21 protein-coding genes are annotated in these 22,597 nt (G+C 73.1%); 3 read left to right on the forward strand and 18 right to left on the reverse strand.

From position 1 onward, the window contains the following. Nucleotide 1: 1 nt before the first annotated feature. On the reverse strand, nucleotides 2–1,351 hold the full coding sequence (locus GVV04_RS23950; RefSeq protein ID WP_161690681.1) for a GH1 family beta-glucosidase: 1,350 nt from the start codon (nucleotides 1,349–1,351) through the stop codon (nucleotides 2–4). A 237-nt stretch (nucleotides 1,352–1,588) separates the two neighbouring features. Here GVV04_RS23950 and GVV04_RS23955 point away from each other — a divergent pair, with 237 nt between their 5' ends. Continuing rightward, the gene (locus GVV04_RS23955; protein ID WP_161690683.1) at nucleotides 1,589–2,842 is read left to right on the forward strand and encodes an ROK family transcriptional regulator; all 1,254 of its coding nucleotides are present in this window, start codon (nucleotides 1,589–1,591) and stop codon (nucleotides 2,840–2,842) included. 68 nt (nucleotides 2,843–2,910) lie between these two features. Here the strand turns inward: GVV04_RS23955 and GVV04_RS23960 are convergent, their stop codons facing one another. From GVV04_RS23960 to GVV04_RS24040, 17 genes are all read right to left on the reverse strand, one after another. Then, nucleotides 2,911–3,801: a sulfite exporter TauE/SafE family protein gene (locus GVV04_RS23960; protein ID WP_161690685.1), complete on the reverse strand. Its 891-nt coding sequence runs from the start codon at nucleotides 3,799–3,801 to the stop codon at nucleotides 2,911–2,913. After that, complete coding sequence (locus GVV04_RS23965; RefSeq protein ID WP_161690687.1) at nucleotides 3,798–4,400, reverse strand: rhodanese-like domain-containing protein; 603 nt, start codon at nucleotides 4,398–4,400, stop codon at nucleotides 3,798–3,800. The genes GVV04_RS23960 and GVV04_RS23965 overlap by 4 nt, the downstream gene beginning before the upstream one ends. Before the next feature lie 128 nt (nucleotides 4,401–4,528). Beyond that, on the reverse strand, nucleotides 4,529–5,929 hold the full coding sequence (locus GVV04_RS23970) for an MBL fold metallo-hydrolase (RefSeq protein ID WP_161690689.1): 1,401 nt from the start codon (nucleotides 5,927–5,929) through the stop codon (nucleotides 4,529–4,531). A gap of 139 nt (nucleotides 5,930–6,068) precedes the next feature. Then, nucleotides 6,069–6,338: a metal-sensitive transcriptional regulator gene (locus tag GVV04_RS23975; protein WP_091089764.1), complete on the reverse strand. Its 270-nt coding sequence runs from the start codon at nucleotides 6,336–6,338 to the stop codon at nucleotides 6,069–6,071. Nucleotides 6,339–6,596: 258 nt separating this feature from the next. After that, nucleotides 6,597–6,929: a cupin domain-containing protein gene (locus GVV04_RS23980; protein ID WP_161690690.1), complete on the reverse strand. Its 333-nt coding sequence runs from the start codon at nucleotides 6,927–6,929 to the stop codon at nucleotides 6,597–6,599. Between the two features lie 38 nt (nucleotides 6,930–6,967). Beyond that, a complete protein-coding gene (locus GVV04_RS23985; protein WP_161690692.1) occupies nucleotides 6,968–7,159 on the reverse strand; it encodes a hypothetical protein in 192 nt (63 codons plus the stop codon). Nucleotides 7,160–7,223: 64 nt separating this feature from the next. Continuing rightward, complete coding sequence (locus GVV04_RS23990; protein WP_161690694.1) at nucleotides 7,224–7,532, reverse strand: NIPSNAP family protein; 309 nt, start codon at nucleotides 7,530–7,532, stop codon at nucleotides 7,224–7,226. A gap of 190 nt (nucleotides 7,533–7,722) precedes the next feature. After that, nucleotides 7,723–9,633: a ricin-type beta-trefoil lectin domain protein gene (locus GVV04_RS23995; protein WP_161690696.1), complete on the reverse strand. Its 1,911-nt coding sequence runs from the start codon at nucleotides 9,631–9,633 to the stop codon at nucleotides 7,723–7,725. Nucleotides 9,634–9,939: 306 nt separating this feature from the next. Beyond that, complete coding sequence (locus GVV04_RS24000) at nucleotides 9,940–11,343, reverse strand: GH1 family beta-glucosidase (protein WP_161690698.1); 1,404 nt, start codon at nucleotides 11,341–11,343, stop codon at nucleotides 9,940–9,942. Between the two features lie 47 nt (nucleotides 11,344–11,390). Beyond that, the gene (locus GVV04_RS24005) at nucleotides 11,391–12,395 is read right to left on the reverse strand and encodes an ABC transporter ATP-binding protein (protein ID WP_161690700.1); all 1,005 of its coding nucleotides are present in this window, start codon (nucleotides 12,393–12,395) and stop codon (nucleotides 11,391–11,393) included. Further along, nucleotides 12,392–13,429 (reverse strand): ABC transporter permease, encoded by a 1,038-nt coding sequence (locus GVV04_RS24010; RefSeq protein ID WP_328822546.1) that lies wholly within the window; start codon nucleotides 13,427–13,429, stop codon nucleotides 12,392–12,394. Before GVV04_RS24010 ends, GVV04_RS24005 begins: the two co-directional genes overlap by 4 nt. Before the next feature lie 3 nt (nucleotides 13,430–13,432). Next, nucleotides 13,433–14,413 (reverse strand): ABC transporter permease, encoded by a 981-nt coding sequence (locus GVV04_RS24015; RefSeq protein WP_161690702.1) that lies wholly within the window; start codon nucleotides 14,411–14,413, stop codon nucleotides 13,433–13,435. Next, nucleotides 14,410–15,504 (reverse strand): ABC transporter ATP-binding protein, encoded by a 1,095-nt coding sequence (locus GVV04_RS24020; protein ID WP_161690704.1) that lies wholly within the window; start codon nucleotides 15,502–15,504, stop codon nucleotides 14,410–14,412. Before GVV04_RS24020 ends, GVV04_RS24015 begins: the two co-directional genes overlap by 4 nt. Before the next feature lie 90 nt (nucleotides 15,505–15,594). Next, nucleotides 15,595–17,277 (reverse strand): ABC transporter substrate-binding protein, encoded by a 1,683-nt coding sequence (locus GVV04_RS24025; protein WP_161690706.1) that lies wholly within the window; start codon nucleotides 17,275–17,277, stop codon nucleotides 15,595–15,597. Between the two features lie 142 nt (nucleotides 17,278–17,419). After that, a complete protein-coding gene (locus GVV04_RS24030; RefSeq protein ID WP_161690708.1) occupies nucleotides 17,420–18,421 on the reverse strand; it encodes a LacI family DNA-binding transcriptional regulator in 1,002 nt (333 codons plus the stop codon). Nucleotides 18,422–18,776: 355 nt separating this feature from the next. Beyond that, nucleotides 18,777–19,460 carry an ABC transporter ATP-binding protein gene (locus tag GVV04_RS24035; RefSeq protein WP_161690710.1) on the reverse strand — a complete coding sequence of 228 codons (684 nt, stop codon included), beginning with the start codon at nucleotides 19,458–19,460 and terminating at the stop codon, nucleotides 18,777–18,779. After that, nucleotides 19,457–20,539, reverse strand: coding sequence for an ABC transporter permease (locus tag GVV04_RS24040; protein WP_161690712.1), 1,083 nt, complete (start codon nucleotides 20,537–20,539; stop codon nucleotides 19,457–19,459). Before GVV04_RS24040 ends, GVV04_RS24035 begins: the two co-directional genes overlap by 4 nt. Before the next feature lie 171 nt (nucleotides 20,540–20,710). Here GVV04_RS24040 and GVV04_RS24045 point away from each other — a divergent pair, with 171 nt between their 5' ends. After that, nucleotides 20,711–21,919, forward strand: a complete 1,209-nt coding sequence (locus tag GVV04_RS24045; protein WP_161690714.1) for a sensor histidine kinase — start codon at nucleotides 20,711–20,713, stop codon at nucleotides 21,917–21,919. Then, on the forward strand, nucleotides 21,912–22,547 hold the full coding sequence (locus GVV04_RS24050; protein WP_161690716.1) for a response regulator: 636 nt from the start codon (nucleotides 21,912–21,914) through the stop codon (nucleotides 22,545–22,547). Before GVV04_RS24045 ends, GVV04_RS24050 begins: the two co-directional genes overlap by 8 nt. Nucleotides 22,548–22,597 lie beyond the last annotated feature (50 nt).

Consider the following 22,597-nt stretch of genomic DNA (forward strand, 5'->3'; position numbering starts at 1 on the left):
GTCAGGCCAGGACGCTGCGGTGGGCGCGGATCAGTTCGGCGTACCGGCGGCCGCTGGTCTTGACGGTGCGCTGCCCGGTGGCGTAGTCGACGTGGACGAGACCGAACCGCTTGTCGTAGCCGTACGCCCACTCGAAGTTGTCCAGCAGTGACCAGGCGAAGTAGCCGGCCACGTCCACGCCCCGCCGGGCCGCCGCGGCGCACGCCGCGAGGTGCTCCTCGAGGTAGCGGGTGCGCTCCGGGTCGTCGACCGTGCCGTCCGGGGCCACCCGGTCCGGCCAGGCGGCGCCGCTCTCCGTGACGTGCACCGGTCCGGCGCCGTACTCCTCGGCGAGGCGCACCAGCAGCTGCTCCAGGCCCGCCGCGTGGGTCTCCCAGCCCATCGCCGTCTCGACGGCCCCGGGCACCGGCACCTGGCGGGCGTACGGCGGGGGACCGTCCGGGTCGGCGACGACCCGCTGCCGGAAGTAGTAGTTGAGCCCGAAGAACTCCAGCGGGGTGGCGATCGTCTCCAGGTCACCGGGGCGGACCGGCGGCGCGGTGCGGTACACCTCCAGCATGTCGGCGGGGTACCCGCGGCCGAAGATCGGGTCCAGCCACCACCGGTTGACGTGCCCGTCGGCGCGGGCGGCGGCGGCGACGTCCTCGGGGCGGTCGCTGGCCGGCTCGATCGGGCTGAGGTTGCACACCACACCGACGGAGGCGGGCTCGGTGGCGTGCGCGCGGATCGCCGCGGTGGCCAGGCCGTGTCCGAGCAGCAGGTGGTGGGCGGCGGGGACGGCCAGCGCCAGGTCGGTGGCGCCGGGGGCCATCCGGCCCTCCAGGTGGCCGATCCAGGCCGAGCAGAGCGGCTCGTTGATCGTCGTCCAGTCGCGGACCCGGTCGCCGAGCGCGCCGGCCACCACGGCCGCGTAGTCGGCGAGGGCGTACGCGGTGTCCCGGGCGGGCCAGCCGCCCCGGTCCTGCAGGGCCTGCGGCAGGTCCCAGTGGTAGAGCGTGACGAACGGCCGGATGCCGGCCTCCAGCAGGGCGTCGACCAGCCGGTCGTAGAAGGCCAGCCCGGCCGGGTTGACCCGGCCGGTGCCCTCGGGCAGCACCCGGGGCCAGGCCACCGAGAACCGGTACGCGTCGACGCCGAGCCCGCGCATCAGCGCGACGTCCTCGGGCCAGCGTCGGTAGTGGTCGCAGGCGACGTCGCCGGTGTCGCCGTTGTCGATCGCGCCGGGCACCCGGCAGAACGTGTCCCAGATGGAGGGTGCCCGGCCGTCGGCGTCGACGGCGCCCTCGATCTGGTACGCGGAGGTCGCCACGCCCCAGCGGAAGTGGGCGGGCAGGGCGGTCAGGTCGGCCACGGGCGTGCTCCTTGGGTTCCGGTGGGGTGGCGCGGGACGGCAGGAGGTGGGTGGGACGGGGGTGGTCGCGGCGGCGCGCGCCGGGCGGGGTGCCGCACCGGGGCGCCGGCCGGGCAGGGCCGTCGCCCCGGCCGGTCCGCAGCATACTTCAAACCTTAGTTCATGGCATTAATCGTGGTGCTGATGCATGCTGGTGTGGGTGCCGGTCGTTGGTGCCCCAGGGGGAGGACCGGACCGATGGACGCCAGACGCACCACCGTGCGGGACATGCGTCGCGCCAACCGCGCGGTGCTGCTCACCCGCATCTGGCTGGACGGGCCGCTGAGCCGGCACGAGCTGGGGCAGGCCACCGCGCTGAGCCTGGCCAGCGTGAGCAACCTGGTCGGCGAGGTGATCGACGAGGGGCTGGTCGAGGAGGCCGGCTCGGTCGAGTCCGACGGCGGCCGCCCCCGGGTGCTGTTGCGGGTGACCCCGAGCTACGGCTACCTGGTCGGCGCCGACGTCGGGGAGACCCGGATCCAGGTCGAGCTGTTCGACCTGACGATGACCGCCCTGGCCAAGGCGGAGTACCCGATCGCCGCCGCCGAGCCCGACCCCGGCGCGGTGGTGGCCCACCTGCTGCACGGGCTGACCGCCGTGACCGAGCAGGCCGGCGTCGACCCCGGCGCGGTGCTCGGGCTCGGGGTGGCGGTCTCCGGGACGGTGGAGCGCACCGCCGACGCCGTCGTGCACGCCCAGACGCTCGGCTGGGAGGGGGTGCCGCTGGGCGCCATGCTCTGCGCCGGCACCGACATCCCCGTGCACGTCGACAACGGCGCGAAGACGCTCGGCCAGGCCGAGATGTGGTTCGGCGCCGGCCGGGGCACCCGGCACGCCGTCGTCGCGTTGGTCGGCTCCGGGGTGGGCGCCGCCGTGATCACCGACGGGGTCAGCTACCGGGGCGCGCACAGCAGCGCCGGCGAGTGGGGGCACACCACCATCGCGTACGGCGGTCGCCAGTGCCGCTGCGGCAACCTGGGCTGCCTGGAGGCGTACGTCGGCGCGGAGGGCATCCTCGACCGCTACCGGCAGGCCAACCGGGGCCGGCCGGCGGCCGGCGGCGACGAGGAGAGCGCGCTGGGCGAGCTGCTGCGCTCCTCGACGAAGACCGCCGAGGCGGTGCTCGACGAGACCGTGGGCTACCTCGGCGCCGGGGTGGCGAACCTGATCAACCTGTTCAACCCCGAGCGGGTGGTGCTCGGCGGGTGGGCCGGGCTGGCCCTCGGCGAGCGGTTCCTGCCCCGGATCCGGGAGGCCACCGCGCGGCACGCGCTGCGCCAGCCGTACGCCCAGGCCTCGATCGAGCTGTGCCAGCTCGGGCCCGACGCGGTCGCGATGGGCGCGGCCACCCTGCCGATGGCCCGGCTGCTGCGCGACGGCGGCGTGCCCCGCTCGCCCGCCGCCCGCCCTGCGGCGTCCACGCGACCGGCCCGCAGGCCGCGCGCCCGCTGACCCGCACGATCACACCCCGTGCGTTGCCCGCGTCAGCGGCCGGCGCCCGCCGCACCACGAGGCGGGTCTCAGCGGCGTCCGGCCGCCACGGCCTCACGGGTGGTGTGCCGGCCCCGCCGGCGGTACTGCCGGACGGTGACGCCGACCGTCACCACGGCGGCCAGGCCGAGCGCGATCCACAGCAGCGGGTTGGTCCGCACCGCGTCGGGAAGCTGCTGGGCGAGGACGAAGACGCCCATCACCACGACGAACCAGCCGAACGTCTTGCGCAGCACGTCCTCGGGAATCCGGCCGGCGACCAGGCCGCCGAGCAGGCTGCCGACGACGGCGGCGGCGGTCACCGCGGCGGCCAGGCCCCAGTTGATGCTGACGCTGGACAGGTAGCCGGCGAGGCCGGCGAAGGACTTCATCGTGATGACGACCAGCGAGGTGCCCACGGCGACGGGCATCGGCAGGCCACCGAGCAGGGCCAGCGCCGGCACCACCAGGAAGCCGCCGCCGGCGCCGACCAGGCCGGTGACCAGGCCGACCACGACACCGTCGAGGACGACCCGCCCGGCGGGAAGCTCGTGCGGCACGGGCCGGCCCTCGGCGTCGCGCCGACCGCGGATCATCGCGACGGCGGTGGCCAGCATCATCAGGGCGAACCCGGTCAGCAGCACCCCGGCCGGGATGAACTCGGCGAGACGGCCGCCTGCGTACGCGCCGGTCATGCCGGCCACGCCGAAGGTCAGGCCGGTGCGCCACCGGATGCGCCCGGCCCGCGCGTGCGGCAACACGCCGACCGCGCTGGTGACGCCGACGACGAGCAGCGAGGTGGCGATGGCCTCCTTGGCCGGCAGGTCGGCGACGTAGACCAGCAGCGGCACGGCGAGAATCGAGCCGCCGCCGCCGAGTAGGCCGAGGCTGATCCCGATCAGCACGGCCAGCCCGACGGTCAGCGCGAGGCCGCCGGTCATGCCCGCCGCCCGGTGGTCGACCCCCCACGGAGCTGGCCGACGATGGTGTCCAGGTCGCAGCTGGCGCCCCGGTTGTAGGGGAGCTTGCCGAGCAGCATGCCCATCGCGCAGGTGTTGGTGACCGCGGCGAAGGTGAGGCCGGCGCCGATGAGACCGGCGACCCACTTCAGCTGCGGCACGAACACCGAGCCGAGGACGCTGGCCAGGACGATGGACCCGGCGACCAGGCGGACCTGGCGCTCCAGGTCCCACCGGGGCTTGCCCTGGGCGATCGGGGCGTGGGCGGCCTGCCAGGCCATGATGCCGCCGTTGAGCACCCTCAGGTTGGGCAGGCCGGCCCCGGCGAGGGTCTGTTCGGCCTGGGCGGCGCGGGCCCCGGAGCGGCAGATCAGCACGACGTCCTCGTCGAGGTGGCGGCGCAGCTCCTCGCGGTGCTCCTTGAGCAGGTCCAGCGGCACGTTGTAGGAACCGGGAATGTGCGAGGTCTCGAACTCGCCGGGCGTGCGCACGTCGAGCAGCCGGGGCGTCCGCCCGGCGGCGATCAGCTCGCGCAGGGTGGCCGCGTCGAGCGTCGAGGGGGTGGTCGGGGTCGTGGTCATGTTCTTCCTTCGTCGAAAGTCGCTTCGGTACGGGACGCGAACCGCTCCGCTGGTCGGGCCCGAGTGGTCAGGGGGGCACCCCCTGCGCCGGGGCCGGCGCCGGTCGCCTGGGCACGAGGGCGGGATGGTCAGGTGGTGGCGGCCATCCGGACGCCGGCCTGCTCGGCGTGGCCGAACATGTCGTCGATCAGGACGACCTCGCGGCCGGCGTTGGCCAGCAGCGACGCGGCGGCGGCGGCGCGGTAGCCGGAGCCGCAGTGCACCCACACGGTGCCGGCCGGCACGTCGCCGAGCCGCTTGGGCAGGTCGGGCAGCGGCACGTGCACCGCACCGTCGATGTGGCGGGCCTTCCACTCGTTGGTCATCCGCACGTCGAGGACGACCTGAGGGGCGGGCAGACCCTCGGGGGTGTTCCCGGCCTGCGCGTCCGCGAGGGCCGGGAAGTCGGCGACGGTCAGCCTCCGCAGGTCCGCCGGGCCGTTCGCCCACTGCTCGGGGGCTCCGGTGGACTGGGCGGCCGGGCGGTCGATGCCGATGCGGACCAGTTCCCGCTGGGCGTCGGCGACCTGCTCCGGCGTCTCCGCCAGGAGGGTGATCGGCACCCCCCAGTCGATCAGCCAGCCGAGCCACGTCGACATCGGCCCGTCGAGGCCGAGGCTGACCGTCCCGGCGAGGTGCGAGTCCGCGTACGCCTTGCGGTGGCGCAGGTCGACCACCCACTCGCCGGCGGCGATCCGCTCCCGCAACTGGGTGGCGTCGGCCCGGGTCACCGGGCTGAGGTCGACCGGGGCGGGCCCGGCGGCGTTGGCCACGCCCATGTGGGCGTAGTACGCGGGGTAGGCGTCCAGCCCGGCGAGGGTCTCGGTGACGAACTGGTCGGCGGCCAGCCGCAGCGCCGGGTTGGCCTGCTTCTCCCGGCCGATGGTCGACTCCGGGGCGTCGGCCTGGCTGGCCGAGCAGAAGCTGCCGAAGCCGTGGGTGGGCCACACCTGGGCGCCGTCGGGAAGCAGGTCGGCCAGCTTCCGCGCCGAGTCGTGCTGGTGGTGGGCCAGGGTGTGGGCGTGCTGCTGGCCGAGCAGGTCGGTACGCCCGGTCGTGCCGAACAGCAGCGACCCGCCGGTGAACACCCCCACCGGGGAGCAGCCGCCGTCGCCGGCCTCGTCCAGCACGTACGACAGGTGGTGGAAGGTGTGCCCGGGAGTGCCGACCACCCGCAGCCGCAGCAGGTCGGACACGGCCACCTCGTCGCCGTCGGTGACCGGCATCCGGTCGAAGCCCACCTCGTCGGCGGCGGAGACCAGGTACTCCGCGCCGGTCAGGCGGGCCAGTTGCAGGCCGCCGGAGACGTAGTCGTTGTGGATGTGTGTCTCCACCACGTGAGTGATCCGCACACCCTTCTCGCCCGCGAGATACACGATCCGGTCGATGTCCCGCTGCGGGTCCACCACCACCGCCACCCGGCCGTCCGTCGCCAGGTAGCTGCGGTCCCCGAGGGACGAGGTCGCGATGACCGACACCTGCACCGTCATCCGTCTACTCCTTTCACCCACCCTGCATACCCCCCGGGGTATGTAGGGGACAGTCGTGGCCCTTGGCCGAACTCGAACACGCGTTTACCCGCCCCGGCGGCGAACACGCCGCCGGGGCGCCGGCATCAGCCCTGGCGGATCACGCCAGCGCCAGGAACAGCTTCTCCAGCTCTTCCTCGGTCATCTCCGGCTGCTCGCCGCGATCGCGGGCACCGGAGCAGTGCCGCATGCCGGAGGCGATGATCTTGTATCCCGCCCGGTCGATCGCCTTCGACACCGCAGCGAGCTGGGTCAGCGCCTCGCGGCAGTCCTGACCGCTCTCCATCATCTCGATGACCGCGTTGAGCTGCCCTCGCGCTCGCTTCAGGCGGGTCAGCGCCTCGCCGGTCATCTCGGGACGCAACTTCATCTCAACTACCTCCGCTCCCACTCTAACACTTATACCCCGGGGGGTATCCCGGGTCGCGGCTACGACCGTCACAACATACCCCTGGGAGTATCCATTCCCGCCGGGCCAACCGAAATGGAACTCCCCCGCAGGCCCGAGTCACCTCGGCCCGCACGTCCCCACCCGGTCGGCGTCGATCAGGCGCAGGTTCACCCCCGCCCGGGAGCGTCGGCGGCGGGGCGTTGGCCCGCCCACCGGTGGCCTGTTTGACGCCGTGGATCAGGGCAACTTGGCAACGGTCAGCAGGATCGCGGAATCCTCCAACGCTTCGAGACTGTGGCGTGCGTCGGGCACGATGAGCAGGTCTCCGGTGCGCGCCTCCCACGACTGCTCACCGGCGATCATGCGGACCCGGCCCTGGAGCACCTGCACCGTGGCCTCACCCGGATTCTCGTGCTCCGCGAGGCGTGCGCCCCCGCTCATGCCGATGACCGTCTGGCGTAGCACCTTCTCGTGGCCGCCGTAGACGGTATCGGCGGTGTGACGGCCACCGGCGGCGGCTGCGCGATCGACCTGTTGGCGGGCGAGGGCTGCGAGCGAGATCTTCTGCATGCCGCCATTGTCCCAGTACGGCCGCTGCGGGCGCGCGGTCAGGCGCGGCGTGCGTCCATGACCATCACCGGATACGGTCCGGCGGGCACTTCGGCCGTGGCTTGGTCGGCGGGGATCAGGTTGTCCATCCGCATCCGCAGGGCCCCGGTGTCGGTGGCATCGAACACGATCTCCCAGCCCCAACCGCCGCCGTAGTCGCCCTGGGACGTGAACGTCTCGGCACCTCGCACAGCCACCACCCGCCGAGCAGGGTCACTCCGCAGCCCAGCAGCAGATCGACCCGTATGCGCGCCCTCAGCCCGGCAGAAGCGGGCGCATGAACGTCCTCTCGTAGCGCAGGACGCATCCTGACCTGTCGCGGATCTGGTCGGCGGCGATGAACTCCGGATCCTTGCCGAACCGGGAGCGGTAGCGCTCGTAGGCGGCCAGGCTCTGGAAACTGAACAGGGCCTCCGCTCGGTCGCTGGCACCCTCGGCCGGCAGGAAGTAGCCGTGGTGGAGGCCGCCATGTCGTGCCACCAGCCGCATCCACTCGCGGGCGAAGCGTTCGAACGCCTCCAGCTTGGTCGGGTCGATGGTGTAGCGCACCACGCAGGTGATCATGAGACCACCCTAGTTCGAGCGGAGGGGGTAGGCAGAGAACGCGACCGGTCGACTGAACCGACACCGGGTGATGGTCCCGGCCGGTGCCGCCGACACGACCAGTCGCCGGGGCGGGTATCCGGAGCTTCCATCCCGCGCTGCCGCCCCGGTCGGCGGCGCCCTGTCCCGGGCACCGCCGACCGTGCGGCCGTCAGGCCGGCAGGTTCCACTTCTGGTTGGCCCCGCCGGTGCACGACCAGATCTGCGTCTTCGTGCCGTCGGCGGAGGTGTTGCCGGTGACGTCGAGGCACTTGTTCGCCTGCGGGTTCACCAGGTCCCGCCCCGAGGTCCCCGTCCACTGCTGCGCGGCGCTGCCGTTGCAGGTCCACAGCTGCACCTTCGTGCCGTCGGCGGTGCCGCCGCCGGAGACGTCGAGGCACTTGCCCAGCGACCGCAGCGTCCCGTCGGAGGCGCGGGTCCAGGTCTGGTTGGCGCTGCCGGCGCAGCTCCAGATCTGCGCCGCGGCGCCGTCGGCGCTGCTGTTGTCGGTGACGTCCAGGCACTTGCCGCCGAGGCCGGTGATCGTCCCGGTCGGCCCGGTGGGCGTCCCGGGCCCGGACTGGGTGCCCGACCAGGTGAAGGTGGCGGTGGTCCGGGCCGGCAGGGTGTAGGTGAACGACTGCCCGCCCCAGACCACCTTCACCGACTGGGCGGACGTCCCGCCGTTGTGGGCGAGCAGCGCCTTGCTGCCGTCGGTGTTGCGGTACGCGACGTTCTGCACCGTGCCGTTGGCGGTGGAGGCGATCCGCTGCGCCCCGGGTCGGACGAACTTGGTCAGGTGCCCGGTCGTGTAGTACTCGATCGTGTAGTCGACCTGGCCGGCGCGGGAGCCGCCCTCCTGCACGGTGATCAGGCCGGTGCAGGTGCCGCAGCCGCCGTTGTGCGGGCCCATGTTCTGGTTGAGCGCCAGGCTCCACTTGACGATGCTCCGGCTCCAGTTCCGGGCGTAGTTGACGATGTCGGCCATGTCCTCGTTGTGCTGGTTGCCGATCCAGGTGCCGCCGGAGTGCTCCGTGCTGAACTGCGGCACCGACGGGTACTGGCCCTGCACCTGGCTGCCGACCGCCGGGTCGCCGAAGTAGCCGTGCCAGGCGATGCCGCCGAAGAGCGGGTCGTTGCGGACGGCGGCGTCGCCGAGCACCCCGGCGCCCATGGTGGCGTAGTCGCCGTAGTTCCAGTCGTGCACCAGCACCTTCGTGGTGATGCCGGCGGCCCGGAACGCGGGGTAGACGAAGTTCTTGGTCAGCTCGGCCAGGCCGGAGGAGTTCCAGCTCATCCCGGGGTAGTCCATCGCCGTCGGGTTGCCGGACTGGCAGCAGTTCGGCTCGTTCTGCACCGAGAGGTAGTCGACCTTCACGCCGCGCGCCGCGTACGCCTGGATGGTTTTGACGAAGTACTGGGCATACGTGGCGTAGTACTGGGACTTCAGCCAGCCCATCTGGTCCATCCGGCCGTTGTCCTTCATCCAGCCGGGCGCGCTCCACGGCACGACCTTGACCCGCAGGGCGGGGTTGAGCTGCCGGGCCTGGGCGGTGAGCAGCTCCACGTTGGTGTCGTAGCCGCCTGCGCCGAAGTCGTTGAGGTCGCAGCAGGTGTCGTCGAGGGAGACGTGGCCCGGGCGGGACAGGTCGGAGGCCCCGATCGGGTTGCGGACGAAGGACAGCCCGATGCCGTCGGTGGGGCTGAACAGCTTGCGCATCACCTCGTCGCGGGTGGCCGCGCTGACCGGGCCGCCGCGCAGCAGGTACGCGGTGGTGTCGGTGATCGACGCTCCGGCGCCCTCGAACGGCTGGTAGCGGGTGTTCTCGTCGACGGTGACGGTGTGCGTGGCCGCGCCGCTGGACGCCGCGAAGGCCACCGGGGCCTGCTGTTGCAGCCCGCGGGTGACGGCGCGTCCGCCGGAGTCGGAGGTGGTGGTGAGCCAGACGTTCACGCTCTCACCGGCGGCCTGCGCGGCCGGGGGCGCGAGGGTCAGGACGCCGGCGGTCAGGCAGAGCGCGAGGGCGCCGGCCCGCGCGGCGCGGGCCGGCGGGCGGCGGGTGGTGGGTGGGGCGGGGGACACGGAGTGCTCCCTTCGACGGGGCGGCGGTGCCGGCGGCGCACCCGTGCGGGGGCGTGGACGGTCCGCCGGGACGGGACGGGCGGGCGGGCGGCGCGGCCAGTGCGCCGCGACCGTCGCCGGGGCCGCCGTCGCCCGGCCCTGCCCGGCAGGGAATCGACGGTCATGAGTGAGACAACACCGCCGCAGCTCTTATGTCAAGCACTGAAAAAAGTGAGGGCATGGATTGCGGACACCGGAGCCAGGGACGGCGCCCCGGTCGTTCAGTCCCGGCCGCCCCCTCGCTCAGCCGCCCGGCGGCCCGGCCGCTCAGTCCCGCCCGCGCACCCGCCGGGCGGTGTCGCGGAACCACAGCGCGCTGCGCTTCGGGACGCGTTCCTGGGTGTCGTAGTCGACCCGGACGAGGCCGAACCGCTTCTCGTAGCCGTACGCCCACTCGAAGTTGTCGAGCAGCGACCAGGCGAAGTAGCCGCGCACGTCCGCGCCGGCCCGACGGGCCCGGGCCACCGCGCGCAGGTGCTCGGCGAGGTAGTCCACCCGGTCGTCGTCGGCGACGAAGCCGCGCGCGTCCGGGCGGTCGTCGAACGCCGCGCCGTTCTCGGTGATGACCATCGGCAGGCCGGGGTAGTCGCGGCTGATCCGCAGCAGCAGGTCGGTGAAGCACTCCGGGACGATCTCCCAGCCCATCGCCGTGCGCGGCCGGCCCCGGGGGATCACCCGGCGCACCGGCCGGCCGTCGGCGTCCCGGTCCCGGCCGTCGGCGTCCACCCCGGAGAAGACCTGCCCGAAGTAGTAGTTGACCCCGAGCACGTCGAGCGGGGCGGCGATGACCGCCAGGTCGTCGTCGCGCACCGGGACCGTCACCCCGTCGGCCGCCAGGTCGGCCAGCACGTCGTCGGGGTACCGGCCGTGCACGAGCGGGTCCAGGTAGAGCCGCGCGCCCAGCCCGTCGGCGGCCCGGGCGGCGTCGCGGTCGGCGGCGCTGTCGGTGGCCGGGTCGGCGGTGCCCAGGTTCAGCGTGATGCCCACCTCGACCGGGCCCGTGGCCGCCGCCCTGATCCGCCGGGTCGCCAGCCCGTGGCCGAGCAGCAGGTGGTGCGCCGCCGCGATGGCGTCGCCGAGGTCGCGGCGGCCCGGGGCGTGCTTGCCGTACGCGTAGCCGAGCATCGCCGAGCACCACGGCTCGTTCAGCGTGGTCCACGTCCGTACCCGGTCGCCGAGGGCGTCGAAGACCAGCATCGCGTAGTCGGCGAACCGGTAGGCGGTGTCCCGCGCCGGCCAGCCGCCGGCGTCCTCCAACTCCTGCGGCAGGTCCCAGTGGTAGAGCGTGATCCACGGGTCGACGCCCCGGCCGAGCAGCTCGTCGACCAGTCGGTCGTAGAAGGCCAGGCCCGCCGGGTTGGCCGGGCCCCGCCCGCCCGGCTGCACCCGGGGCCAGGCCGTCGAGAACCGGTACGCGTCCACGCCCAGGCCCGCGATCAGGGCCACGTCCTGCGGCATCCGGTGGTAGTGGTCGCAGGCCACGTCGCCGGTGTCGCCGCCGGCCACCGCTCCCGGGACCCGGCAGAAGGTGTCCCAGATCGACGGTGTTCGCCCGTCCTCGTCGACCGCGCCCTCGATCTGGTACGACGACGTGGCCACCCCCCAGCGGAACGAAGCCGGGAGGGTGTCGATCGGGTCGGTGGTCGCCGACCCGGCGGCGGTGGACTCCATGCTGCTCCTCGGTGCGGCGGTGGGTCGGTACGCGGGGACGGGCCCGGTCACCGGGCGACCACCTCGTCGGCCGGGTGCAGCCAACAGGCGACCGCCCGGCCCGGGTCGTCGGCCGGCGGGCCGAGCGTCGGCAGCCGGCTGTCGCACGGCGCGAGCGCCCGGGGGCAGCGCGGGTGGAACGCGCACCCGTCGGGCATCGCGCGCAGGTCCGGCGGGGAGCCGGGGATGCCCGTCAGCTCCCGGCGCGGCCCGCGCAGGGCGGGGAAGGAGTGCAGCAACCCGTCGGTGTACGGGTGCAGCGCCGCGCCGTACAGCTGCGCGGCCGGGGCCTGCTCGACGATCCGGCCGCCGTACATGATGGCGATGCGGTCGGAGAACTCCACCAGCAGCGACAGGTCGTGGGTGATGAACAGCACCGCGAAGCCGAGCCGTTCGCGCAGCTCGGCGAGCTGGCTGAGGATCTGCCGCTGCATCACCACGTCCAGGGCGGTGGTCGGCTCGTCCATGATGACGACCTGCGGCTCCAGCGCCAGCGCCATGCCGATCATCACCCGCTGCCGCATGCCCCCGGAGAGCTGGTGCGGGTAGCTGTCCAGCCGGTCGGCGGAGATGCCGACCAGCCGCAGCAGGTCCCGGGCCCGGGCCAGCCGGGCCGGGCGGCTCAGCCCCGGCTGGTGCGCCCTGATCACGTCGACGAGCTGGGTGGAGATTTTGTGTACCGGGTTGAGGGAGTTCATCGCGCCCTGGAACACGATCGACGTCTCCGCCCAGCGGAACGCCCGCAGCTGGGCGGGGGACAGGGTGAGCACGTCGACCGGCGGGCCGTCGACGGGGTGGTAGAGCACCTGACCGCCGCTGATCACCCCGGGCGGCGGAAGCAGCCGGGTCAGCCCGTACGCCAGGGTGGACTTGCCGCTGCCGCTCTCCCCGGCCAGGCCGAGCACCTCGCCCCGGTGCAGGGTGAGGTCGACCTCGCGGACGGCGCGCACGGCCGAGTCGCCGAGGCCGTAGTCGACGCTGAGTCGACGGATCTCCAGCACCGGCTCGCTCATCGACCGGCCTCCTCTCGCTGTCCGGACGCGACCGGCGGCGCCGGCCGGGGCGCCAGCACCGGGGTGAAGCCCACCCGCATCCGCACGGTGCGCCCGTCGGCCGTGCGGACCCGGGACCGGCCGGCGCTGCGCAGGCGGGGGCTGACGAACTCGTCGATGCCGAAGTTGATCAGTGCCAGGGCGGTGCCGAGCAGCGCGATGGCCAGCCCGGCCGGCACGAACCACCACCAGGCGCCCTGCGCCAGGGCCTGCTGGCTCTGCGCCCAGAACAGGATGGTGCCCCAGTTCCACGACGAGACCGACGAGATGCCGATGAAGGCCAGGGTGATCTCCGACATGACCGCGAAGATCACCGTGCCGACGAAGCCCGAGGCGATGATCGCGGTGAGGTTCGGCAGGATCTCGAAGCCGATGATCCGCCAGGTGTGCTCGCCGGTGGCCCGCGCGGCCTCCACGTAGTCGCGCCGACGCAGCGACAGCGTCTGGGCGCGCAGCACCCGGGCCCCCCAGGCCCACGAGGTGAGGCCGATGACCAGGGCGACGACCAGGTCGCCGGCCCCCGAGACCGTGGACGTGACAATGATGATCAGCGGCAGCGCCGGGATCACCAGGAACACGTTGGACAGCGCGGACAGGCCGTCGTCGGCGAGCCCGCCGAGGTAGCCGGCGGTCACCCCGACCAGGACGGACAGCACGGTGGCCACCACGCCCGCGGTCAGGCCGACCAGCATCACCCCACGGGTGCCGACCAGGATCTGGCTGAACACGTCCTGCCCGAGGTGGGTGGTGCCGAACCAGTGCGCCGCCGACGGCGGCTGGAGCAGGTCGGAGCTGCGGGCGTCCGGGTCGTACGGTGCGATCCACGGGCCGATGACCGCGAGCAGCACGTACCCGGCGGCCACGGCCAGCCCGGTGGCGGCCTTGCCGCCGCTGACGAACCGCAACCGACGGCGGCGGCTCGGCTGGACGCTGGGCTGGGCCATCGCCCCCTGCTCCGGGATGACCTGCTCCACGCTGGAGGTGGGAATGCTCACGGCTCAGCCCTCCTTGCGGGTGCGCGGGTCGAGGAACAGGTACACCACGTCGGCGAGCAGGTTGGCCACCAGCACCGAGAGCGTGATTACCAGGAAGATGCCCTGCATCAGCGGGTAGTCCTTGGCGCTGACGGCCCGGAAGAGCAGGAACCCGAGCCCCGGGTACGAGAAGACGATCTCCACGAGCAGGGTGCCGCCGACGATCAGGCCGAGCGACAGGGCGAACCCGGCGACGTTGGGCAGCAGCGCGTTGCGCGCCGCGTAGCTCATCGCGACCCGCCGCTCGGGCAGGCCCTTGGCGTGCGCCACCGTGATGTAGTCCTCGGCGGCGACGGTGACCATCATGTTGCGCATGCTGAGGATCCAGCCGCTCATCGAGGAGATCAGGATGGTGGCGGCGGGCAGCAGGCTGTGCTGCACCGCGCTGCCCAGGAAGATGCTGTCCAGGGCGGGGACCAGACCCGGCTCGTAGCCGCCGGAGGACGGGAAGAAACTGCCCGGCCCGGCCAGCACCGCGATCGCCACCAGGCCCAGCCAGAAGTACGGCACCGAGGACAGGAACGTGGTGACCGGCAGCAGCCCGTCGACCCAGGAGCCGCGCCGCCAGCCGGCCAGCACCCCGAGGCCGGTGCCGAGCACGAAACTGACCGCGGTGGTGACGCCGACCAGGATGAGGGTCCAGGGCAGCGCGTCGCCGATGACCTCCGACACCGGCGACGGGAACGCCGTGAACGACAGCCCCAGGTCGCCGTGGGCGAGCTGTCGCCAGTAGTCGACGTACTGGTCCCACAGGCTGTCGTCGGAGTCGAGGCCGAACAGCACGTACAGCGAGTGGATGGCGTCGGTGCTGAGCTGCCCCTGGAAGCGGGAGACCAGCGACTTCACCGGGTCGCCGGGGATCATCCGGGGGATGAAGAAGTTGATGGTCAGCGCCGCCCAGGCGGTGAACAGGTAGAAGGCGAGGCGTCGCAGCAGGAAGGTCACCGGCCGGCCTCCCCGCCCACCGTGGCCGCCGCCGTGCCGGCCTCGGTGACGTCGGGGTGGTAGAGCCAGCAGGCCGTCCAGTGCCCGTCGTGGTCGCCGACCGCCAGCCTCGGGGGCAGCTCCTCGGCGCAGCGCGACAGGGCCACCGGGCAGCGCGGGTGGAACCGGCAGCCGGCGGGCGGCCGGATCAGGCTGGGCGGCTCGCCGTCGCCGCGCTCGGCCACGTCCGCCCCGCCGTCGCCGGTGATCCGGTCCGGGTCGGGCGCCGAGCCGATCAACAGCCGGGTGTACGGGTGCGCCGGGCGCTGGGTGACCGTCTCGCTGTCCCCGCCCTCGACCAGGCGGCCGGCGTACATCACCAGCGTCTCGTCGGCGAAGTAGCGGGCCGAGGCGATGTCGTGGGTGATGTAGAGAATCGCCAGGTCGAACCGCTCCTTGAGCTCGCGCAGCAGGTTGAGCACGCCGAGCCGGATCGACACGTCGAGCATGGACACCGGCTCGTCGGCGAGCAGCACCTCCGGGTCGGCGCCGAGCGCGCGGGCGATGGCGACCCGCTGCCGCTGCCCGCCGGACAGCTCGTGCGGGAAGGAGTCCAGGTAGCGCTCCGCCGGGGTGAGCCGGACCCGTTCGAGCAGCCGCCGCAGCGCCGCGTCGAGGTCGGCGTCGGTGCGGCCGGCGTTGCCGTGCACGCGCAGCGCCCGGGTCAGGTGGTAGCGCACCGTGTGCACCGGGTTCAGCGACGCGAACGGGTCCTGGAAGATCAGCTGGACCCGCCGGGCGTACGCCCGGAACGGCCGCCCACCACGGACGGTGACCGGCTCGCCGTGCAGCGCGATGGTGCCCGCCGTACGCGGATAGAGCTGCGCGAGCAGCCGGGCGACGGTCGACTTGCCGGAGCCCGACTCGCCGACCAGGGCGGTGACCCGGCCCCGGCGCAGGGTCAGCTGCACGTCGTCGACCGCGTGCACGGCCGTTCGGGTACGGGAGAACAGGTCGCGCAGCCGCCTGCGGACGGGGAAGTGCTTGGTCAGGCCGATCGCCTCCAGCACCTCCTCGCCGGCGGCCGGGGCCGACGGGGTGGGCGTCGTCATGCCGGGTTCCTGTCTGCTCAGGGGATGGTCGCGGCGTGGCCGCCGGTGGTCCGGGCGGAGGGTGGACCGCCCGGACCACCGGCGCCCGGCTCAGGATCCGGCGGGCCGCAGGTGCTGCACGACGTCCGCCGCGTTGGGCTGGGTCGGCTGCCCCGCGCCGTAGGCGTTCGCGTCGTCCGGCCACCCGGTCCAGTTCTTCGTGCTGTACGCGGCCCCGACGTTGTCCGCGCCGACCGGGATGATCGGCGTCTGCTCCACGAAGACCTTCTGGAGCGTGGCCAGGGCCGCGGTGCGGGCGGCGTCGTCGGTGGCGTTGGCGTACGCGGCCAGCGCGGCGGTGGCCTGCGGGTTGTCGAAGCGGCCGAAGTTGCCGGCGGGGGAGGCCTTGCCGACCGGCTTGAGCAGCCGGCCGTCCATCACCGTCTGGTAGATGTCGTACGGGGTCGCGCCGCCGTTGGTCCACCGGAAGGTCGCGTCGAACTTGCCCTCCTCGACGTTGCGGAACCAGGCGTCCTGGTTGGCCTTGTCCACGGTGGCGGTGATGCCGATGGTGGACAGGTTGTCCTTCACGATCTCCAGGCTCGTCTGGTAGTCCGACCAGCCGGACGGGTCGGTCAGGGTGAGGGTGACCGGCTTGCCGCTCGGGTCGACCAGCTTCTCGCCGGCGTACCGGAAGCCCGCGTCGGTGAGCACCTTCTTCGCGCCGTCGACGTCGACCCGGTGCTGCTGGCCCTTGAACTCGGCGGCGATGTAGGCGTCGCCGGCCGGGCTCGGCAGCCCGGTCACGCTGGTCACCAGCGGGTGGAAGTACCCGGCGGAGGCCTGCTGGAAGATGTCCTCCCGGTTGACCACCATGTTCATCGCCCGGCGCAGGGCGGGGTTGTCGAACGGCTTGCGGGTGGTGTTGACGTACAGGCCGTGGATGCCGAGCACCGGCGGCGCCCACACCTTGTGGTTGGCCGGGTCCTTGCCGACGAACACCGTCTTGACGTTGGGGATGAAGACGAAGCTCCACTCGGACTCGCCGTTGGCCAGCGCCGTGGTCTGCGCGTTGTTGTCGGTGAACGACGTGTAGCGCAGCTCCTTGACCTTCGGCAGCTCCTGCCAGTAGCCGCTGGTGCGTACGGCCAGGGTGGTGGTCTGCGGGGTGAACGACGTGAGGGTGTACGCGCCGCTGCCCACCGGGTTCTTGTTGACGTTGGTGCCCGGGTCCTTGATCGCCGACCAGATGTGCTGCGGCACGATCGGCACCTGGGCGATGATCTTCTGCTGGTTGACGAACTGCGGCGAGGCGAAGCTGAGGGTCACCTGGTTGCCGGCGGTGGTGACCGAGGTGTACGGGGTGGCCGCGATGTTGAGCGCCTCGTTGGCCTTGAGCAGGTTGTAGGTGAAGGCGACGTCGGCGGCGGTGACCGGCTTGCCGTCGGACCAGGTGGCGTTGTCCCGGAGGGTGACGGTGACCGAGCGGTAGTCCGCGGTCCACTCGGCCTTGCTGGCCAGCCACGGCTTGAACGGATCGGCGGGCTTGACCGGGTTCCACATCATCAGCGGCTCGTAGATCTGCCACCGGTAGCCCAGCGACGCCGCCGACGAGGTGGTCAGGAACGGGTTGTGGTTCTCCGTCTGCGGGCCGTTGGGCATGCCGACGTTGAGCACGGTCGCGCCGCTGCCGCCCTTGTCCCGGGCCCGGGTGTTCGCGGTCTCGCTGCACGCGGTCCCGGTGGCGGCGATCGCGCCGGCCAGCGCGACGGCGACGAACTGGCGTCTTCTCATGGCGGTCTCCCTCGATGCTCCCCGCCGGGGGAGCGGGGTCGGTGGTGGGGGTAGGGGTGTGCGGTGCCGCGCCCAGTCGGTTCGAAGCCCCGACCGGTGGCGTGGATGGTGTGTCTCTCGGGTTGCGGGTGGTGCGGCCGGCTCAGGCCCCGCCGGTCGAGCCGCGGACGGTGAACGTGGTGGGTATGACGGTCGGCGTGTCGGGCAGCGGGGTGCCGTCGAAGTGGGCGATGAGGGCGCGGGCGGCGGCCTCGCCCATCTGGCGCAACGGCTGGTGCACGGAGGTCAGTGGGGGGTGGGTGTGCGCCGCCAGGGGCAGGTCGTCGAAGCCGACGACCGCCACGTCCTCGGGGACGCGGCGGCCGGCGGCCCGCAGCGCCTGGAGTGCCCCGGCGGCGGACAGGTCGTTGTGGGCGAAGACGGCGTCGAAGGGCGTCCCGGCCGCCAGCAGCCGCTGTGCCGCCGCCCGCCCGCAGTCGAGGGTGAAGTCGCCCTCGACCACCAGGTGCGGGTCCAGCGGCAGGCCGGCCCGGGCGTACCCCTCGGCGAAGCCGGCCAGCCGCTCGCTGGTGCAGCCGAACCGGTGCAGGCCGGTGACGACCAGGGGGCGGCGCCGGCCGAGGGCGAGCAGGTGCTCGGCCGCGGCCAGGGCGCCGGCCCGGTTGGTGGTCTGGACGGAGGGGAACTGTGGCTGGCGCCCACGGTCGTCGATCAGGATCACCGGCAGCCCTCGGTCGTGCAGCGCGGTGATGTAGTCCAGGGTGCCCTCCGGCTCGACCACCAGCAGGCCGTCGAAGGACTTCGCGGAGACCTGGGAGGCGAACCGCCGCATCGACTCGTCCCCCCGGTTGCAGGTGAACAGCAGCAGGCCGTAGCCCTCGCTCTCCACCACGTCGACGGCGCCCTGGAGCACCTCGCCCATCCACGGCCAGGTGAGCGAGGGGACCAGCATGCCGACCACCCGGGCCCGGCCCCGGGCCAGGCCGACGGCGCGGTCGCTGGGCACGTAGCCCAGTTCCTTGATCACGGCGCGGACCCGGGCCGCCGTGGCCTGGCCGAGCTCGCCCTTGCCGTTGAGGACCCGGGAGACGGTCGTCTTGCTCACCCCCGCCCGGATGGCGACGTCGGCGATGGTGATCGGCACGTGACGCTCCCGGGTCGTGGGGGAGTGTTGCGGAACCGGTTGCGGAAGCGGTTCCGGTCGCAGTCAACCGGAGTGACGTGGGGCACGTCAATAACGCCCAGGTAACGAAACATGACTAATTTCAAGATCTTAAAGAAGCGGCGCGTCGATGCCTGCCCGTCCGTCCGATCGAGTCGCGCCGATGACGTCGCCCCGACCGGCCGGGAGTCGGACAGCCGGCGCCGGCCTCCCGGGAACCGCCGGCGACCGGCCAGACGTGCAAGACCGTCCTCGATCCAGCGCGATCGTCCCTGCGTGGGCGGGCCCTGAACGCCCGGACCAACCCGGAATACCCGGACATCCTCCGGTGTCGTGCTCAGCGGGCCGGGGCGGGCAGGCGCAGGCGCCCGTCGTCCACCTCGGCGACCTGTTCCACGGCGGTGAGGAGGGTGCGGTCGTGGGTGACCAGGACGGTGGCGGTGGCCTGCTGGTGGGTGAGGCGGGTGATCAGGTCGATGACGGCCGCGCCGCGCTCGTGGTCGAGGGCGCTGGTGGGTTCGTCGACCAGCAGGACGGTGGGGTCGTTCATCAGGGCGCGGGCGATGTTGACGCGCTGGCGCTGCCCGCCGGAGAGCTGGTGGGGGCGGCGGTTGGCCTGGGCGGCCAGGCCGACGGCGTCGAGCAGTTCCATGGCGCGACCGCGCGCCCGGGTCGGGGAGCGGCCGTCGAGGTGGGCGATCACCTGGAGTTGTTCGGCGGCGGTGAGGGAGGGCAGCAGGTTGGGCTGTTGGAAGACGATGCCGATCTTGTGGCGGCGCAGGTCGGTGAGTTCGGCGCGGGTCAGGCCGGCCGTGGTGGTGCCGTCGACGGTGACGGTGCCGGAGTCGGGGGTGATCAGGGTGGCGGCGACGGCGAGCAGGCTGGACTTCCCGGAGCCGGAGGGGCCGATGACGGCGGTCAGGGTGCCCTTGGGGACGTCCAGGCTGACGTGGTCGAGGGCGGTCAGGCGGCTGTCCCCGTCCGGGTAGGTGAGGGTGACGTCGGTCAGGTTGAGGCTCATCGGGCACTCCCCAGGGCGGTCAGCGGGTCGACGGAGGTGATCCGGCGGATGGACAGGGCGGCCCCGAGCGCGCCGAGGAGGATCATCACCGCGGCGGGGGTGAGGACGGTGGCGGGAGTGAGGAGGAACGGTACGGCGGTGCCGCCGAGGAGGGCACCCAACGCGACCGCGACGACCGTGCCGACGAGGGTGCCGCCGGCGAGCAGGACGACGGCCTGGCCGAGCGCGTCGCGCAGCAGGTTGGCGGTGGAGGCGCCCAGGGCCTTGAGGACGGCGACATCGGCGCTGCGCTGGATCGTCCACACGGTGAAGAAGGCGCCGATGACCAGGGCGGAGATGGCGAACAGGAAGCCGCGCATCAGCTGCAGCGAGCCGTTCTCGGAGGGGTAGGAGCCGATCGCGGACAGCGAGCTGCTCGTGGAGACCGTCCTGGTGCCCGTGGCCTCGTCGGTGGCCTTCACGTCGACGCCGGAGGTGGTGTCCAGGGCGATGACGGTGGCGCTGGGGCCGTCGCCGGCGGTGGGCGTGATCTCCTGCCAGGCGTCGAGGCTGACCCAGATCACCGGGGTGTGGCTGAAGGAGGCATCACCGCTCACGGCCGCGACGGTCAGCGGGTGGCCGGCGACGGTGAGGGCATCGCCGGGCCCGAGCCCGAGTTCGTCGGCGGCGTCGCGGGACAGCACCGCCGAGTCGTCGTCGATCCTGTCGCTGTCCGGTGCCAGCGCGGCACCGGGCCGGACGCCGAAAGCGGACACGCCGGCGCTCCTGTCCCCGGCGGTGGCCTTGGTCGTGGTGATCCCGAGCGGCTCGGCGCTCGTGACGCCGGGCGCTGCGGCCCACTGCCGCCACTGCTCCTCGGTGACCGTCGAGTTGGCGTAGGAGAGGTCCTGCCCGCCGCCCGGCGGCTCGAAGGCGATCTTGTTCGCGGGCAGGCCGGTGATCGCGGAGACGTTCTGCCGGCCCAGTCCGGCGGTCAGCCCGGACAGCAGCCCGACCAGCAGGGTGATCAGCACGATGACGGCCCCGACGAGGGCGAACCGCCCCTTGGCGAACCTGAGGTCCCTCCAGGCGACAAACATGCCATGACCTGCGCTTTCATTCGGTGGAATCGGTACCCGTCCACCGTCGCAGCCGATCCCCGGTCGGGACATCTGGCGCAGGGGGACAGTTCCCGGATCGGAAGGTGGCAGGCGGTCTCTAACTTTCGATCGACGCGCCGGCGGCCCGCCGTCTCCTACGCTGGAAGGACCGTGAACACGACCGCTCCCGCGCCGACCCCCACCACCCGCACCCTCGCGTGGTGCCTGCACCTGCTGATCGTCGGCCTGCTCGTCCTGGCCGCGGCCCGGGCCGTGGCCGACGGGGCGCCACGCTCCACGGCCGTCGTCGTGACGGCCGCCGCGATGGGGGTGGCGTACGCGGCCGGCCAGCTGCTGCCGCGCGTCCGCGCCGACCGCCGCGCCGCCGCCGTGTGGCTGGCCACCGTCGGCGCACTGTGGCTGGTGCTGCTGGCCCTGTCTCCCGACGGGGTCTGGGCCGCCTTCCCGCTGTACTTCCTCCAGCTCCACCTGCTGCCGCGCCGTGCCGGCCTGGTCGCGGTCGTCGCCACCGCCGCGGCGGCCGTCGCGGCCTTTGCCGCCCACACCGGCGCCTTAACCCTGGCCATCGCGGTCGGCCCGGCCCTCGGGGCGGCCGTGGCGGTGGCGGTGGTGTGGGGGTACCAGGCGCTGTACCGGGAGAGCGAACAGCGCCGGAAGCTGATCGAGGAACTCACCGCCACCCGCGCCGACCTGGCCGAAGCCCAGCACGCCGCCGGTGTGCTGGCCGAACGCGAACGCCTGGCCCGCGAGATCCACGACACCCTTGCCCAGGGCCTGTCCAGCATCCAACTGCTGCTGCGCGCCGCCGAACGCGCCCTGCCCGGCAGGCCCGACGCCGCCGCCCGCCACGTGGACCAGGCCCGCCAGGCAGCCGTGGACAACCTCGCCGAGGCCCGCCGTTTCGTCGCCGCGCTGACCCCGCCCACCCTGGAGGGCGCCACCCTGGCCGGAGCCCTGGAGCGCCTGTGCGCCACCACCTCCACCCGCCACCCGCTCACGGCCCGCTTCCACCTCACCGGCGATCCCGTGCCCCTGCCCACCGCGCACGAGGTCGCGCTGCTGCGCATCGCCCAGTCCGCCCTGTCCAACACCGTCCGGCACGCCCGCGCCGTCCACGCCGAGGTCACCCTCAGCTATCTCGGCGACCGCGTCGCCGTCGACGTCGTCGACGACGGAGTCGGCTTCGCCCACGACCGGCTGTCCGCTGCCGGCCCGCCCCACGGCGGCTTCGGCCTGGCCGCCATGCGTGCCCGCGTGCACGCCCTGGGTGGCACGCTAACCATCGACTCCCCGGCCGGCCGGGGCACCGCCCTGGCCGCCCAGCTCCCGCTCACCGCCGTCGGGAACCGCCGTGACTGAGGCCCTCATCCGGCTGCTCCTGGCCGACGACCACCCCGTGGTGCGGGCCGGGCTGCGTGCCGTGCTGGAGACCGAGCCCGGCTTCACCATCGTGGCCGAGGCGGCCACCGCCGAGGGAGCCGTCACCCGCGCCGCCGAGGGCGACATCGACGTCGTCCTGATGGACCTGCAGTTCGGCAAGGGGATGAACGGGGCCGAGGCCACCGCCGCGATCACATCCCGACCCGGAGCCCCTCGGGTCCTGATCGTCACCACCTACGGCACCGACGCCGACGTCGTGCCCGCCATCGAGGCCGGCGCCACGGGCTATCTTCTCAAGGACGCCCCGCCCGAGGACCTGGCCGCCGCCGTGCGCACCGCCGCAGCCGGCCGCAGCGCCCTGGCGCCCACCGTCGCCGACCGGCTCATGAATCGGCTGCGCACCCCCAGGGCCGCCCTGACCAGGCGCGAGACCGAGGTTCTCGTCCTGGTCGCCGAGGGACTGTCCAACCAGGCAGTCGGCCAGCGGCTGCATCTCACCGAGGGCACCGTGAAGTCCCACCTGGCCCATGTCTACGCCAAGCTCGGCGTCGACTCCCGTACCGCCGCCGTCGCCACGGCGACCGATCTCGGTCTCATCCGCCGCTGACGGTTGACTTCGAGTCCACTCGAACTCCTAGCCTGGGCGCTGCGGGGCGG

Origin of the sequence: Micromonospora rubida, from assembly GCF_009908295.1 — a bacterium.
Classification (GTDB): Bacteria; Actinomycetota; Actinomycetes; order Mycobacteriales; family Micromonosporaceae; genus Micromonospora; species Micromonospora rubida.